This window comes from Streptococcus ovuberis, from assembly GCF_012396585.1.
In the GTDB taxonomy this organism is placed as follows: domain Bacteria; phylum Bacillota; class Bacilli; order Lactobacillales; family Streptococcaceae; genus Streptococcus; species Streptococcus ovuberis.
This window is the reverse complement of record NZ_JAAXPR010000007.1, coordinates 1-14,985: the sequence shown is the minus strand read 5'-3', so window position 1 is coordinate 14,985 and position 14,985 is coordinate 1. Positions and strand designations below refer to the sequence as shown.

Annotated in this window: 18 protein-coding genes; 1 reads left to right on the top strand and 17 read right to left on the bottom strand. The window is 42.3% G+C overall.

Going from position 1 to position 14,985, the window contains the following annotated elements:
• The first annotated feature begins 8 nt into the window (after positions 1–8).
• Positions 9–836, top strand: a complete 828-nt coding sequence (locus tag HF992_RS05200) for an exodeoxyribonuclease III (protein WP_168549000.1) — start codon at positions 9–11, stop codon at positions 834–836.
• A 1,158-nt stretch (positions 837–1,994) separates the two neighbouring features.
• Here HF992_RS05200 and HF992_RS05195 read toward each other — a convergent pair.
• The 17 genes from HF992_RS05195 to HF992_RS05115 form a co-directional block, all read right to left on the bottom strand.
• Positions 1,995–3,170: an acetate/propionate family kinase gene (locus tag HF992_RS05195; RefSeq protein WP_168548999.1), complete on the bottom strand. Its 1,176-nt coding sequence runs from the start codon at positions 3,168–3,170 to the stop codon at positions 1,995–1,997.
• A gap of 20 nt (positions 3,171–3,190) precedes the next feature.
• The gene (locus tag HF992_RS05190; protein WP_168548998.1) at positions 3,191–3,910 is read right to left on the bottom strand and encodes an MIP/aquaporin family protein; all 720 of its coding nucleotides are present in this window, start codon (positions 3,908–3,910) and stop codon (positions 3,191–3,193) included.
• Between the two features lie 16 nt (positions 3,911–3,926).
• Positions 3,927–4,445 (bottom strand): GlcG/HbpS family heme-binding protein, encoded by a 519-nt coding sequence (locus HF992_RS05185; RefSeq protein WP_168548997.1) that lies wholly within the window; start codon positions 4,443–4,445, stop codon positions 3,927–3,929.
• Positions 4,446–4,486: 41 nt separating this feature from the next.
• Positions 4,487–4,870: a glycerol dehydratase reactivase beta/small subunit family protein gene (locus HF992_RS05180; protein ID WP_168548996.1), complete on the bottom strand. Its 384-nt coding sequence runs from the start codon at positions 4,868–4,870 to the stop codon at positions 4,487–4,489.
• Positions 4,851–6,704 (bottom strand): diol dehydratase reactivase subunit alpha, encoded by a 1,854-nt coding sequence (locus tag HF992_RS05175; RefSeq protein ID WP_168548995.1) that lies wholly within the window; start codon positions 6,702–6,704, stop codon positions 4,851–4,853. Before HF992_RS05175 ends, HF992_RS05180 begins: the two co-directional genes overlap by 20 nt.
• A gap of 27 nt (positions 6,705–6,731) precedes the next feature.
• Positions 6,732–7,238, bottom strand: coding sequence for a diol dehydratase small subunit (locus HF992_RS05170; RefSeq protein WP_168548994.1), 507 nt, complete (start codon positions 7,236–7,238; stop codon positions 6,732–6,734).
• A 30-nt stretch (positions 7,239–7,268) separates the two neighbouring features.
• On the bottom strand, positions 7,269–7,928 hold the full coding sequence (locus HF992_RS05165; protein WP_168548993.1) for a propanediol/glycerol family dehydratase medium subunit: 660 nt from the start codon (positions 7,926–7,928) through the stop codon (positions 7,269–7,271).
• A 12-nt stretch (positions 7,929–7,940) separates the two neighbouring features.
• On the bottom strand, positions 7,941–9,602 hold the full coding sequence (locus HF992_RS05160) for a propanediol/glycerol family dehydratase large subunit (protein ID WP_168548992.1): 1,662 nt from the start codon (positions 9,600–9,602) through the stop codon (positions 7,941–7,943).
• A 17-nt stretch (positions 9,603–9,619) separates the two neighbouring features.
• Entirely contained in the window at positions 9,620–10,321 is a 702-nt protein-coding gene (pduB, locus tag HF992_RS05155; RefSeq protein WP_168548991.1) for a propanediol utilization microcompartment protein PduB, read from the bottom strand.
• Between the two features lie 242 nt (positions 10,322–10,563).
• Positions 10,564–11,016 carry a cupin domain-containing protein gene (locus tag HF992_RS05150; protein WP_168548990.1) on the bottom strand — a complete coding sequence of 151 codons (453 nt, stop codon included), beginning with the start codon at positions 11,014–11,016 and terminating at the stop codon, positions 10,564–10,566.
• Between the two features lie 19 nt (positions 11,017–11,035).
• On the bottom strand, positions 11,036–12,133 hold the full coding sequence (locus tag HF992_RS05145) for an ethanolamine utilization protein EutH (protein ID WP_168548989.1): 1,098 nt from the start codon (positions 12,131–12,133) through the stop codon (positions 11,036–11,038).
• 25 nt (positions 12,134–12,158) lie between these two features.
• Positions 12,159–12,434, bottom strand: coding sequence for a EutN/CcmL family microcompartment protein (locus tag HF992_RS05140; protein ID WP_168548988.1), 276 nt, complete (start codon positions 12,432–12,434; stop codon positions 12,159–12,161).
• A 21-nt stretch (positions 12,435–12,455) separates the two neighbouring features.
• Positions 12,456–13,085 carry an ethanolamine utilization protein gene (locus HF992_RS05135; protein ID WP_168548987.1) on the bottom strand — a complete coding sequence of 210 codons (630 nt, stop codon included), beginning with the start codon at positions 13,083–13,085 and terminating at the stop codon, positions 12,456–12,458.
• A 16-nt stretch (positions 13,086–13,101) separates the two neighbouring features.
• Positions 13,102–13,743 (bottom strand): ethanolamine utilization phosphate acetyltransferase EutD, encoded by a 642-nt coding sequence (gene eutD, locus HF992_RS05130; protein WP_168548986.1) that lies wholly within the window; start codon positions 13,741–13,743, stop codon positions 13,102–13,104.
• 14 nt (positions 13,744–13,757) lie between these two features.
• Positions 13,758–14,408 (bottom strand): hypothetical protein, encoded by a 651-nt coding sequence (locus tag HF992_RS05125; protein ID WP_168548985.1) that lies wholly within the window; start codon positions 14,406–14,408, stop codon positions 13,758–13,760.
• An 86-nt stretch (positions 14,409–14,494) separates the two neighbouring features.
• Complete coding sequence (locus HF992_RS05120; protein ID WP_168548984.1) at positions 14,495–14,764, bottom strand: BMC domain-containing protein; 270 nt, start codon at positions 14,762–14,764, stop codon at positions 14,495–14,497.
• Between the two features lie 57 nt (positions 14,765–14,821).
• A complete protein-coding gene (locus HF992_RS05115) occupies positions 14,822–14,971 on the bottom strand; it encodes a BMC domain-containing protein (RefSeq protein ID WP_425505591.1) in 150 nt (49 codons plus the stop codon).
• Between the last annotated feature and the right edge of the window lie 14 nt (positions 14,972–14,985).

Here is a 14,985-nt window from a genome sequence, read left to right as displayed (position 1 = left end):
GATCCCTTATGAAACTCATTTCATGGAATATTGATTCCCTCAACGCTGCCCTTACGTCTGATAGTCCCCGTGCTTTGTTATCTCGTGCGGTCCTCAACACCTTAGCTGTTGAAAACGCTGATATCATTGCCATTCAAGAAACCAAACTATCTGATAAAGGACCTACGAAAAAACATTTGGAAATTCTTGAAACCTACTTTCCAGATTATGCCGTTGTCTGGCGGTCTTCCTGTGAACCAGCTCGCAAGGGCTATGCTGGAACCATGTTTCTCTACCGCAAGGACCTGACCCCCATTATCAGTTTTCCAGAGATCGGTTCACCGACAACCATGGATGCTGAAGGCCGTATTATCACCTTGGAGTTTGATAGCTTTTTTGTTACGCAGGTCTACACCCCTAATGCGGGTGATGGCCTGCGCCGTCTGGCTGACCGCCAGATTTGGGATGAAAAATATGCCGATTACTTGGCTGAATTGGATCGCATCAAGCCAGTCCTAGCTACCGGTGACTACAATGTAGCCCACCACGAGATTGACCTGGCCAATCCAGCCAGCAACCGCCAATCACCTGGCTTTACCGATGAGGAACGCCAAGGATTTACCAATTTGCTGGCGCGTGGCTTCACAGATACCTTCCGCCACCTGCACGGTAACATCACCGGCGCTTACACCTGGTGGGCTCAACGTAGCCGGACTAGCAAAATCAACAATACTGGCTGGAGAATCGATTACTGGTTGACTAGCAACCGCATCGCTGACAAGGTCACTCGCTCTGAAATGCTCGATTCTGGAGCCCGTCAAGATCATACCCCTATTGTCATGGAAATTGATCTTTAATGGGCTACGAATGTAATAAAGTTTTAAAAAAAGCTACTAACCCAGACTCGGACATCTGTCCCAGTAAAACTCACACACCAAACAAATATCTCCGAGAGTGGGACAAAAATCGGCAATTCGCCAGAATTCGATGAGTCGTTAGCCCACCTCCGCATAGCTCAAACAGTCAGGGAAGCGACTGTTTGAGGTTGGAAATTTGGGAAAGATATTTCCCTCATTCGTTAGGGCTGTAAAAGCTGATAAAATCAGGGAATTAGAGCCCACTCACCCACTGCGCCTTGCTTGAAAATTAAAAACCACTTGAGAGGTTAGGAGTTTTGTCCCAGCCTCCTATCAAAAACTCTGACAACTGAGCATAGTAACATACTCCCTTACTAGATTTAGTGACTATTTTCTCAATCAATCTAGTAAGGGAGTTTTTTGTCTGCCTAAAAGAAGACTAAGATGTCAGATGTTGATTTTTAATGAGAACAGGGACAGCCCATAACTTTTCACCCAAATGGTGTAACTCGCATTATAAGGCAATCTGAAGCCGATTTTAGAATTCACTTTTGTCAATCGTTAACTCAGGAAAAGTGACTAGAAGAAGCGAATTCTGGTCCTTTTTCTATCGTTCGCCGTCCACGTGTTTAGTGCACCGAGATCTGTTTTGCAAATAGTCTCAATCCTGAGTTTACAACTCTAGCACTTAATAAGAAATGGTCCTCAAATGATATGAGCTTTATTCTGTATGGATCCCTATTTCAGTGCCATTACGTATCGTGATAACAGCTCTATTATGCGAATTCATATTTTCCACTGTTTATCCATAATGATCCAGTTTCACAGTATACGTCTCGAGAATACCCAGATAATAGCACCATTCACTACTCTCTTGATATAAAGGTAGTAAATGCATGATTAAGCCTTATTACGCATTTATTTTGCCACCTAAAGGATGACTTGATAATCAAAAAGTTTTGAAGAGTCAGTCATTGGATACCTACAAATGAACGATTTCAAGTAAAACACAAGACCCTGCTCCTCTTAAAATGAGGAACAAGGCCGTTACTTAATTTTTTTATATGCCATTGTTTGCTTGATAGCAATTAGCATACACCAAGTGTTAATAGCTTTCTAACAAAAATTCGTTTCCCCTGAGCTATTTCCAGTCAAATACTATGAAATTAGTTCGAGGGTTTCCAATGCAATCATCAACTCTTCATTGGTTGGTAGAACTAAAAGCTTAATACTGGAATTTAGTGCATGAATACAGATTTGGGAGGTTTCATTGGCTTCCTTGTTTAGATGAACTCCCAAAGCTACTAATTTTTCAGTAATTTTCTGACGAATAATCGCAGAATTTTCTCCAATGCCAGCTGTAAAAACAATCGCATCCACACCACCCAAATCTAGATGGTACTGGGCTATAGTGTAGGCAATTCGATTGACAAACATATTGATCGCTAAGGCTGCCTTGCTAGATCCACGTGCATAGGCAAACTGAATCTCCCGCAAGTCATTGCTCAGTTCCGAAACAGCTAACAAACCAGATTCTTTATTCAACATATCTATGATAGCTTTTGAACTCATTTCTTCTTGTTCCATTAAAAATGGAATAATAGCTGGATCAATATCACCGCTACGCGAACCCATCATCACCCCTGCCAAAGGTGTAAAGCCCATAGAAGTATTAACTGACTCTTTATTACGAATAGCACAGATGCTCGCCCCATTTCCCAAATGGCAGGAAATAATTCGTAAATTTTCTTGCGCTAATACTTCCTCTGCTTTGTATGCAATATATTTATGGCTGGTTCCATGGAAACCATACTTGCGTATGCCATACTGTTCATAATAACGCTTAGGTAAGGGATAGAGATAATGCTCAGGAGCTAACGTTTGGTGGAATGCTGTATCAAATACAGCTACATTTGGCACACTCGGTAAAAATTCTTGAAAAGCTTTGATGACCTGCAAATTGATAGGATTATGGCTAGGAGCTAATAAAGACAACTCTTCAATAATACGTAAAACTTCAGGTGTGACCAAGGCAGATTGTTTAAAATGAACACCTCCGTGTGCTACTCTATGACCCACACCAGTAATATTCTCTAGAGAACCCAGAACCTCTTTCTGGTGTAAGGTATCCAACAAATAAGAAACAGCTTGTTTGTGGGTTATTCCTGGTAGGGACTCTTTCACCGTTTGGCCTTCTACCGTGAGACTAAATAGGGTATCTTCCTCACCAATTCGCTCAAAAATTCCTTTAGCTATAATCCTTTCTTCTGGCATAGCTAGTAATTGAAATTTCAAAGAGGAACTTCCTGCATTTATGGCAAAAATCTGGGACATACATTCTCCTTCTATTAACTCTAGCTAACCAAACACTGGAAGACAAAAACGGCCAGAGTTGCACCAATAATAGGTGCAAGGATTGGAATCCAAGCATAGTCCCAATGTGCCTCTCCCTTGTTTGGAATAGGCAAGATAGCATAAGCCAAACGCGGACCAAAGTCACGTGCTGGATTGATCGCATAACCAGTTGTTGAACCAAACGACAGTCCGATTGCCATGACCAAGAAGGCTACAGAAATTGGAGCCACCCCTGCGACAAAGCTGCCTGTATTCATCAAAAGAAGAATGAAGATAAAGAAAAAAGTTGCAATGATTTCGCTGATAAGGTTAAAAAATGGCGTTGAAATAGCTGGAGTAGTCGCAAAGATACCAACTGTATTCCCTTCTTCTGGTTTAGTTGCCATAAAGTGAGGATAATAATGAACAACAACAATAGCAGAGCCTACAAAAGCTCCCAAAAGCTGTGCAATAATGTACCCTGCTACCATACTCCAGTCAAACAAACCACCTAACGCAAAAGCAAGCGTGACAGCAGGATTTAAATGACCTCCTGTCTCAAAGAAACCCGCAACAGATACTCCAAACATCACCGCAAAGCCCCAAGCAATCGTGATGGTTAAAAAGTTAGGAGATAAGTTTTTGGATAAGGAATGGTTCAAACTGATGGAGGAGCCAAAGCCAGCCCCTAAAGCAATCAGCACCATAGTGCCTAAAAATTCACCAATATAGTATTGCATATTGTTTTACTTCTCCTTATTTTCCAGCCTGCAGATGCTGTACGGCATACTCCGCAATTAATTGATCTTCTCGGGCATTACCGCCACTAACGCCAATACCTCCTGCTAAACGCTCTCCTTCAAAAATAGGAATCCCACCTGGTAGGCTCACAATTTTGTTGTCGGACATAATTTCTAGTTGGTAGAGCCATTGACCAGGCTGGGTTAGGGGAGCCAAGTCCTTTGATGCCATCCGCATCCCTACTGCTGTATAAGCTTTCTTATAGGACATCTCTGAACTAACCAGCAAAGCATTTTCCATACGGTAGGTCATGACCACATGACCTGCTGCATCTACAACGGAAATCACTATGGAAATACCTAATTCTTGAGCTTTCTCTTTGGCTCGGGAAACTATCTCCCAAGCCTCACTGTGGATATTGAGCGGTTGCGCATCCGTTTTTCCCTTCAGAAGCTGGCAGCATCTATCCACGACCTGTTGAACAAAAGCAGGAGTTGAACAGTAGTCTTCTAAGTTTTTCTCCCATCGTTCCAAATCAAGATCACCTTCTTTCTAGTGTCCTTATTCTTTGTCTCTTAAAAAGAGACCTCAAAAGCAAGATGTCCAATTAGGGGGATGCCTTTGACTAATTTTGCCGCATTTCCACCTAGTATTCGAAGGACTGATGCCTCTTGTTCTTTCAAATTCTTTAATTGATAAACAAATTGTTCCTCTCGTAGGTTTCGGTAGTGGACTACTATTGCCATCTCATCCAAAGCAATCCCCACAGATAAAGCAGAAGATTGAGCAGCTGCATATGCTAATGATACGAGATTCTTCCCAGTCCTCTCTGGATGTTCTTCATAAAAATAGGGGATCCCTTCTTCTTCTATCCCAAACTGGATCTGCTCCAGCAAAGCTTCTGATACTTTTCCTGTACCATAGATGAGAATGACAGGTTTACACACTTGGGCACTCATCGTACTTTCCCCATCTTTCTTTGCAATAAGACAAAATTAAACCAGTTGCGACTGCATTGCGCGGACCAACTATCCCCCTGATATTTCCTCGACCTGCGACAATGTAACTTTGCGATAAAGCATCTGTAATTAGCTGCGGCACTTCAAAGTCCAAGGCAGAACCTCCAACAATCACAACAAATGGAATATCACGAATGTCTCTGGTTGGACTAACACTCCTGAGAGCTCGAATAGCATTAATGACAAAAACACGTTCTTTGGCTGACTGTCGAACGAGTTTAACTTTTTCAATAGAAACCTCCTGCTCTAGCGGCGTATACTCGCCTCTATCTTTAACAATGATGACACGGGCAAACAAGTCGCTACTGAGTGGCTTATCAAAAAATTCAACCGTTCCATCTTCATGTCGAATATGGAATAGACTTTCCACCTTGGCCAATGGGTATTTTTTTATATCTTCTGCCAAGTGACGGTTTTCTAACCCTAATTCTGAATTGATTAACATCGTCACCATATCGCCCGCACCTGCTAAATGGACAGCTTTAATCTCACCATCGGCACTCATAATAGAAGCATCCGTTGACCCAGCCCCCAGATCTAAAATAGCCAATGGTCTGGATGTTCCAGGTGTCGTTAAGGCACCTAGAATAGCAGAATGGGCTTCTGCTCCTCCTACTTCTACAGGAATTCCTAGCTCTTTTTCCACCTCATCCGCAATAAGCGACATCTGCAAACGGTCCGAATTGACCATGGAGGCAATGCCGACTGCTTGTTCCATAGAATATTCACCCGCCAAACCACCTTTTACCGTCACAGGAGCAAAGGTATCAACTGCTAGGATGTCTTGGATTTTAATATCCTCAACTCTTTTTTCAGTCAGTTGAGCCATGATTTGGCGGACTTTTTCCAGCATGCCACCCACATTGGTGCCTGCCTCACCAGTGACATCTTCAATGCCGTCTACCATAGAGACATGCTCCATAATAGTAGCAGCTCCTGTCGCAACATCTACTGTCTGTGTCTGGTAAGTTCCCATTATCTTGATACTACCTGCGGGAATTTTCCGTGCTTGAACATCTCCTTCAGGTGTTTTTATCACGATAGCTGAGCGGTTTCCGATCAAAGCACGGGCAATTGGGACAACATGCTTAGTATCTTGGGCGTCTAATTCAAAGACGGTTGCAATGCCATATGGGTTAGATAGCTGAGAAATCACCTTACCTGCAGAAGCAACTTCTACAGCAGCCCGCATCCCTACAGGTACCTTGTCAATATAAGCAACCTCATCAACAATTGGAATCTTATGTTCTAGACGATTATGGACTAATACTCCGTCATCTGCCTGTAAAATAGCAGCTTTAATACTGTAACCACGTGCTACGTAGGCATTAATCAATTGAGCTATCGCATCAAAATCAATTCGCTTAGACACCACAACTACATAGTCACGATCAAGGGGTTCTTCAATAAGCTTCAGGATATCAACTGTATAGCCAATCCCCATTCCAAGCCCCCCTGGAGTCCGAGGGTTGTGACCAACCATAGTTGATTCGGTAATGATGGTCTCTGTGATGGTTTCCATCGCCACATCCCCAATAACAGGTGTCGCCTCATTGATGCGAATCATGGAAACATCTTTCAAAGAGATGGGCGCATGCTCAAAGAGAAGACGCAAGGATTCATAAATGCCATGAACATTTTCCTTAGTCCCCTTGATACCAGTGGTATCTGCCAAGGCATGGGAAAGAAAGGTCACGTTACCGTTTGTATCAATGCAGGCCAAGGCCGATTCTGTTGAAGAGTTGCCGATATCCACGCCTACTACATATACCATACTTCTTTCCTCCGATTTCTTATGCAATTAGTTATCGCCTTTAAGTTTTTTACGTCGCTCGTAATGTTCTGCAGCTTCACGGATAAAGCTCGCACAGATTTTCGCTTGGTAACGTTCGTCTAACTCTTTAGCAATCTCAAATAGTTCCTGTTTTGACGAGCGATAGGGGCGAAGGGCATTGTATATTTCCAACACACGCTCATCTGGTACTTTGGTTAATTCTGCTGCACGAGAGAAGTTGTACTCAATAGCTTCACGACCAGCTGCTTTGGCGATTTCACCCTGTTTCAAGAGAATCTCCGGCTTAATTCGCAAGTCTTTTGAGGTAATAGAACCGTTCAAGACGTTTTCAAGAGTAATGTCCTCAAATTTTTTATTATCCCCAACCACAATCCAGTCTGGATGTTTTTGGGCAATTGGATAGTCTTCTACACCAACAGATGAGGTAGGTGATGTCGGAGTAAATGCCATTGGTTTCTCTGCTACCATCTCCTCTAAAATTTTCTTGACTAATAATTCAACAGAGTCGTTCATGATGTGCCTCCTTTACTATTTATCTGATGCCTAGAGCAACTCCAACTCTTCTGCAGGACGCCCTCTTTCTACCAACTTAGTTTCCTTTATATGCAATAGGGCTGAATAAGCCTGGTACTTTGGACGTGCCATTTGGTCATTTAGGGTTGGTACTGGGTTTAGTGTCTCACCTTTAGCATATTTAGCCGCATTTTTTCCAATTAAGCGATAGGTTTCAGCTGTCAAAAGCGGTGCTTGAGGGAATAGTTCCAAATTGCTCAATGGTGGCAAATCACGCTGGTGAATCACGGCAGTCCCTTTAGATTGAATCCCAATCGCAATGCCGGATCCTGATAAGTGGTCGCCTTCTACTGCAACAAAGGCAACGTCTGACGACCGAAATACTTTGACCACACGTGCTTTCAACCCTTCTTCTTCAATACCGGCAACGACCTGTCGAAGCACCTCCTTATGAGGAATATCCACCATGGTTTTGACCTGTTGTACACCAAAGGCAGGACCGACAGCGATAACAACTTCATCAACTGATCGGCTTGATTTGGCAATACCTTTTGGTCGAACAATAGCTTTTTCAGGGAGGGATGGAGTTGATTGGACAGATTTGGATGTAGAGTAATCAGATTCTTCTTGCATTTCTTGCAACGCTTCTTTAATCAGTGAGCGTAGCAGTGTTTCATCAATGGTTGTCATACCTATTTCCTCCTAAATGTCACGTGGATCAATCGCATTTGGAATATCTTTCACCTTTTCCCACTCTTGGCCAACCAAGCGGTTACCAGTTCCAACACCAGTATAGTCATTTGGGGAGTTGACAGCGGAGATAACATTCCAGTTGCGGTCAAAGATAGCCGAAGTTTGCAGGAAGTCACCAGCTACACGTTGCTTGAAGAGATTGAGCAATTCGGTCGCTACATCTGGGAATCCATTGTTTGCTAAGGCTTTAATCAAATCAACACCTTCTACACCACGCTCCAGAAGATGGACAGCAGCTTTGATATCTTCTACTTTATCACGTTCAGGCATATCTTTTGAACCATGAGCATATGTTGCAGCCTCCACTTCTTCATCTGTAATAGTTGGCAGACCAAGACCTTTGAAGAGAGCTTGCATGACACGAGCAGCCTTACGTCGAACTTGAATGACATCTTCTTCACGCACTGGACGAAGACCACCATCCACACGCAAGTCACGTTGAAGAATATTGTAATCATCGTAGTCTTCCGCATCCCAATTTGAACCAGCAAACATATTGTCATAATTTGGAGTAGAAGAATAACCAGAGTTGATGAAGTCTGTACCAGGAGCAAGTTGCATTAAAGTACGTACTGAGCGACGCAAATCAGAGTGTGTGAAGGTCTGATCATTAGAGGAAGCACATTCCAAGTCGAGCATAGTAGCGATTAAATTTTCAGCGATAACCGCACGAATCCCACTAGGAACTGCAGCAGGGATGCCGATACAAGATACTGAACCATTTTGTGTTCCCTGTACACCTGCCGCTTTTGTAATATACAAGCAACGGGCTTCTAGATACAACATGGATTTCCCTTCTGCTTGGCCCATTTGCACTTCTGCACCTGTCCCTGATGTAAATCGCATTTTTAGGCCACGAGAAGCATAAGCTGAAGCCAAGAAAGCTTTAGACCATGGTGTATCATCACCATCTGTGAAAACATCTTCTGTTCCATAAACAGAGATGGTTTCAGCATAAGCTGTGAATCCACGCATACCCAAATCCAGTTCTGTTGCTTCTTCCAAGGCACATTGAGTTAACACCCCCGGACGACCAACTTGTGAACCGATCATGATGCCTAAGGCGTTGAATGGAGCGTAACGAGCAACCGCTACGGTTGTTTCTTGCTCAGCAAATCCACGAAGAGCACCCTCAGCCGCATCTGCAGCAATTTGTACAGGATTATCATTAACGTTTGTGACGTGAGACTGCGTCGCCGTTTGTTTACGTGTACGCATTTTTTGGACCGCCATCATGATTTCTACAACATTCATATGGCTAACGATTTCCACAATTTTAGCCGGTGTCATAGCTTTTGTCAGCTTAACGATTTCACTACGGGGAACAGAAGGCGTTAAAATCATATTAGCAATTTCTTTGGAATCCATAGCCATAACTTCTTCAGCGTGACTCAAGTCAATCCCATAGTTCGCTATAAACTGGTCAATCAGGTCAAATTCTTCTTTCGATTTCCCATCAAGTTCTACTACCTCACCATGTTGAATCTTAATACTTGGTTTTGGATCATTTGGACTTTCCATAGCAATCAAGCCTTCTTCTACCCACTCTTTCACAAAACCATCTTGGTTAATTGGACGTTTACTTAATACTTCAAAACGTTTGGATCTCATGTCTTCATTCCCCCTGGTTAGATATAAGAAGGTTGGGTACTGATTGGTTCATCACCCAAGGTTGCTAAGAGCTGTTTACCTACCTCACGCGCAGAAATGACTGCCTGCCTGACCGCACCAGAATCCCCACTAACAGTCAAAATAACCTCATTCGAGAAACTCGTTCCATTATTGGGTGAAGAATATGATACTACATCAACAGTTGCCGCTTTTACTGCAGTATCAGCCATAACAACACCAATCGCTGCCGGAGCACCTACGATTACACCAAAAGCTCTCCCAATGGGAGCACCAAAGGCTGCTTCACAAGCATAACTAGAGCGTGCAGTATATTGCAATTCAATATGACCCGCTTCATTCGCATAAACATCTCCAAAAGTACGATCAATTTCTTTCAAAGCTACTTCGACAGCCCGTCTAACATCAGATACATCATCACTCCCAAAAATAATCAAACTACCATGACCTGCTCCACCTTTAGTATCACGGGGCAATTCGATTTTAACAATTTCTGTATTCGTAGCTTTTACTGCTTCATCCGCTGCCATAATGTGTGGACCTGCACCCGTACGCGCTCCTAAAACCCCCAGAGAACGGTACCTTTTTTCTAACTGCATGGCATCGAGTAATTGTTGGTCGACATTAGCAATGACCAAACCAATTGTCTCTCCAGTTAGATTGGAACCGATAAATTCTGTAATATTTGCATGTTTAGACATAAGAGATTCTCCTTTACCTATATATTAAAACCAATAACTTATGAATATTTTGCTTTCGTATCTCCAAAGATAAATTCTATATAAATTAGAGAGGTTAAATAGCAGTTATAAAATAATGAAAATCATAAATCTCTTTCTTGGAAAGTTGTTACATTATTCACAATATATTCTAAAAAGTATTCATAACTCGTATAAGTTATGAATAGCATTTTTATTTATTGTAAATGGCAAACGATGATGGCTTACTGATTCTGCCAATCAGCTGGATAAGTAACATAGATAAAACGTGCTTTCCCCTTAACAGAAAACTTAATGTCACTGCCTTTAGGAATAAAAAGTATCTCACCTGGACCAGCTGACATCACTTCATCACCAACAATAATGTCTAGGCGACCATCAATCACGTAATCTACCTCATCGTAATCCAAATGCCAAGGGAAGGTTGTGTCCTCCATGGTCATCAATCCTAAACCAAGGCGAGGACTTTCTTCTAAGGACAACAAATCTCTTGTATAGACCTTATCTGTTGCATTCCCGGTATCCAAACGATCCTGATCACGCACATCCAATGTTGGGAGAGCAATTGAGGTCACCCCTGACTTACTCACTCGTTTAGCAGTATCTTTAGTTACTAATTCCTCTAAGAGAATTTTCTTCACCAGAGCTTCTAACTCTGAACGGTCAATATGGCTCATTACATACTCCTCTCATGCATCATTCAGCTTCTTTTTTGGTGAGGGCGAAGGCCAAAATCACAGCAGTCACACCACCAACAATCTTACCAATCATCATCGGCACAATCATTTCTGGGTTCTGACCCGCTGTAAAGCCTAGGTGGTCTCCGATAACAAACGAAGCGGAAACGGCAAAAGCAACGTTGATGATTTTACCGCGTTTATCCATGTCTTTCAACATTTGGAACATGGCAATGTTGTTGGCTAGAGAGGCTACCAAACCAGCAGCTCCGACTTCATTCATGCCAAGAGACTTACCAATAGCTGACAATGGTTTGTTAGCAACTTTAGTAAAGACGGCTACCAGACCAAAAGCACCTGCCAGAGTCACTGCAATAGACCCTACAACACCAAAGGCTTCCATCAGCAAATCTGCACCTTCTGGATAGAGGCTCAAGAGGAATTCATTACCTGTTAACAACTGAGCTGCACCGAAAGCAAGACCTAAAGTAGCTACCACAACGATGATTTGACCAAACACCTCAAAACCTTTAATCATACCATCTGGTGCTAGCATCAATCCCAAGAAAATCAAACCTGCCACAATAACAATCGGAATTAGGTTAACCAATAGGGTTCCAAATGAAAGACCTGGAACTAAAATGCCACCAACCAAGCAACCAATCGGAACAGTCACCAAACCATAAAGAATCCCACGCGCTAAGAGCGGACGATCCTCTTTTTCAATGATTCCCAGAGCAACTGGGATAGTAAATACAATGGTTGGTCCCATCATTGATCCTAAGACATAAGCAGCAAAATTACCGACTTGTGGATTTTCTGCCAAGCTCAAGGCCAAAGGTGCTCCACCCATATCGTTGGCAATAAAGGTTGTAGCAAAGATTGATGGGTCTGCACCAACCAAGCCATACAATGGCACAATTACTGGTTTTAGGACATTGGCCAAAATAGGTGCCACCACCATAATCCCTGCCATGGATAAGGCTAAGGCTCCCATAGCCATAATACCTTCTTCAAATTTTTCACCTAGTCCCAACTTGCCACCGATGCTCTTATCCACAGCACCGATTAACATGAAGAGAACCATAATATAGATAATGATTTCATTGATACTCATGAGTCATTAACTTCCTCCATCTCCATTAATTTTCATCTGGATAATCTACTTTATCAATAATTGCTGTTATAACCATATCAACAGGAATATCAGGTTTTGAGAGGCTTACACGGGCTGAACTCCCTGTGGAAACCAATACCAAATCCCCTTCTCCGGCTCCAATACAGTCAGCAGCAACCACTAAGACAGGATCAACCTGATGTTTATTGAGCTGACGTTCTATCACTAAGAATTTTAAACCATTTAGTTTCTCATCTTTCCGAGTGGCCCAAAGGCTACCTCTCACTTTCCCAACAAACATCGTACTGTCTCCTTTTTTAGTCTACTTGACAACTGTAATTTTATGACGTTTCAAATAATCTTGAGCTAAGGCTGTAATAATCATTCCTTTTTCTAATTGGAAACAATCGCCCTCAGCCAATCCCATTTCCCTTAGTCTTGATTCCGTTACCAAACGGCTTACTGACTTTAAAGGAGTTTTTTCAAATCGAGCAGGTAGAGGCTGTTCCGCTTTTATTTCTGCAGCAGATAATTTTGCCCCCAATTCTCCTTCTTCATAATAGGAAACTCCATATTTCTCTAGGGTTGTTTTTTGTTTCAGCAAATCTCGGTACAGACTTGACTTTGAGGTTTGCTTGTAGCGTTCTATATTTAGAATACTTGCAGACACCCATACTGGCTTTCCTTCTAGAAGGCCTGTCAAAAGTGCTGTTTCTTCATTAGTCGTAGGACAAAGAGCTGCTACCCTTAAAAGACTATCCAATGATAAGTTATCTACGATTATTTTATCAGCAGCCCGATAATCTTCAACAATAACATATCCCGCTTGCTTCAATTCAGTCAATAAATTTTTTTCGCCAATGACATAAAGAGTCGATTTTTGTTCTAATGTCGTACCCTTTTCTAGCAAACGTTCTGTAATTAACTGAACCAGTCTATCAATATCGTGCATTTTCCCCTGCCTTTCCTTACGATTTCTTCAGGATCCGACCACGCATCCCTTTTGTAAATCCACAGGCATTAGCTTCATCATAGTCAATATGCATATAAGTCGCAAAGTTAGGGTGTACACGTACCACAACATCATCGAAGACAAGTGGACGCTCTCCCTCTACTGCTACCTGTACAATCTCCTTGTTAATGACTCCTGCCTTTTCAGCATCCTCAGGGGTCATGTGTATATGACGTTTCGCAACAATTAAGCCCTCATCTAAAGACAGAGATCGATTGCCATTGATGAGAATAACTCCAGGCGTCCCGGTGATATCGCCACTCTCACGAATTGGTGCTTTTATCCCCAGCTGAAGACAGTCTGTCAAAGAAACTTCCACCTGTGACTTAGGACGTACCGGTCCAAGGATCACTACATTTCGAAAAATTCCTTTTGGACCTACTACAGTTAAGCGCTCTGAACAAGCATACTGACCAGGCTGTGATAAATCCTTAACTTTCGTCAATTGATAGCCAGGTCCAAATAAGAATTCCAAATCTTTTTGACTAAGATGGACATGACGTCCACTTGCCTCAACTTCAACGCTCAAGCTAGCTGAATTTTCCATTTCTTGTTTCACTTTTTCAACAATTTTATCGACTAATTGCTCAAGAGACATTCCGTACCTCCTTCCTAACTTTCTTCACTGGTAATCAACCAAAGTAGGACTTCTATTGATTTTAAAAGCTGACAAACTTGACTAAGAAAACAATCTTTTGCTCCATTTTCTAGATATTCTAACTCTCTACGGAGCAATTCTACTTCTGTATAGGCTGTATACAACACCAACTTCCATACCGGCTCTTGATAGCCTATCAAAACACCCTGCTGATCAAGTTGCTTGCTTATGCGAATATCTTGCAACTCTGTATGTGTCAAAAATTGGTCTCCATACAAGGAAATATCCTCTAAAATACGCCCTTCAACAATATGTTCTACAACTTTCAAGAGACTCCCTACTTGATCACATTTTTCTGCCTGAAAGGCAAAATAAAGTTCCCTTTGGCATGTAAGAAAGATTGGATAGAGCTTCAGTAAGCGGTAAAGTTGCGAATAAACAACAGAGTCTTCCAAGGTCTTAACCTCACAAACTCTATGCTCTGCTGCACGCCTCTCACTTAAAATAAGTGACGAAACAGATACAATATCGACATGGTGATCCATCAGAAATCCTTTGGCTGCTGGGGTCAGTTTTTGATCAGTTGCGACTTCAAATGTTCCGTGCTCTACGATCTTCGCTTCACGGAACATCTTTCTAATCTTAGCTTCTGTAAGAACTGACATATCTTCACTCCCTTCCAGCACAGACCGCTTCAAGGATTCTAGCTATTCTTTAGCAATAGAATCCTTCTGAAGCGGTTATCTATTCCTTATTTTGGCAAGACAACTTCTACTTCTGCATGCGGACGTGGGATAACATGCACAGAAATCAACTCACCGACATTTTCTGCTGCAGCTGCACCAGCATCAGTCGCTGCCTTAACAGCACCAACATCTCCACGGACCATAACTGTTACCAAGCCACCTCCGACTTGCTCTTTACCAATCAAAGTAACGTTAGCTGCTTTCACCATTGCATCTGCTGCTTCAATTGCACCGACCAAACCACGTGTTTCTACCATTCCTAATGCGTTTGACATAATAAATTCCTCCAATTTTTATATATAGTTTTTACGATATGGCTGGTTATCTATTCCTTATTTTGGTAAGACAACTTCTACTTCTGCATGTGGGCGTGGGATAACATGCACAGAAATCAACTCACCGACATTTTCTGCTGCAGCTGCACCAGCATCAGTCGCTGCCTTAACAGCACCAACATCTCCACGGACCATAACTGTTACCAAGCCACCTCCGACTT

Coding starts and splice junctions, on each gene's coding strand:
- HF992_RS05200 (WP_168549000.1), top strand. CDS start 9: ATGAAACTCATTTCATGGAATATTGATTCCCTCAACGCTGCCCTTACG.
- HF992_RS05195 (WP_168548999.1), bottom strand. CDS start 3,170: ATGTCCCAGATTTTTGCCATAAATGCAGGAAGTTCCTCTTTGAAATTT.
- HF992_RS05190 (WP_168548998.1), bottom strand. CDS start 3,910: ATGCAATACTATATTGGTGAATTTTTAGGCACTATGGTGCTGATTGCT.
- HF992_RS05180 (WP_168548996.1), bottom strand. CDS start 4,870: ATGAGTGCCCAAGTGTGTAAACCTGTCATTCTCATCTATGGTACAGGA.
- HF992_RS05175 (WP_168548995.1), bottom strand. CDS start 6,704: ATGGTATATGTAGTAGGCGTGGATATCGGCAACTCTTCAACAGAATCG.
- HF992_RS05170 (WP_168548994.1), bottom strand. CDS start 7,238: ATGAACGACTCTGTTGAATTATTAGTCAAGAAAATTTTAGAGGAGATG.
- HF992_RS05165 (WP_168548993.1), bottom strand. CDS start 7,928: ATGACAACCATTGATGAAACACTGCTACGCTCACTGATTAAAGAAGCG.
- HF992_RS05160 (WP_168548992.1), bottom strand. CDS start 9,602: ATGAGATCCAAACGTTTTGAAGTATTAAGTAAACGTCCAATTAACCAA.
- pduB (WP_168548991.1), bottom strand. CDS start 10,321: ATGTCTAAACATGCAAATATTACAGAATTTATCGGTTCCAATCTAACT.
- HF992_RS05150 (WP_168548990.1), bottom strand. CDS start 11,016: ATGAGCCATATTGACCGTTCAGAGTTAGAAGCTCTGGTGAAGAAAATT.
- HF992_RS05145 (WP_168548989.1), bottom strand. CDS start 12,133: ATGAGTATCAATGAAATCATTATCTATATTATGGTTCTCTTCATGTTA.
- HF992_RS05140 (WP_168548988.1), bottom strand. CDS start 12,434: ATGTTTGTTGGGAAAGTGAGAGGTAGCCTTTGGGCCACTCGGAAAGAT.
- HF992_RS05135 (WP_168548987.1), bottom strand. CDS start 13,085: ATGCACGATATTGATAGACTGGTTCAGTTAATTACAGAACGTTTGCTA.
- eutD (WP_168548986.1), bottom strand. CDS start 13,743: ATGTCTCTTGAGCAATTAGTCGATAAAATTGTTGAAAAAGTGAAACAA.
- HF992_RS05125 (WP_168548985.1), bottom strand. CDS start 14,408: ATGTCAGTTCTTACAGAAGCTAAGATTAGAAAGATGTTCCGTGAAGCG.
- HF992_RS05120 (WP_168548984.1), bottom strand. CDS start 14,764: ATGTCAAACGCATTAGGAATGGTAGAAACACGTGGTTTGGTCGGTGCA.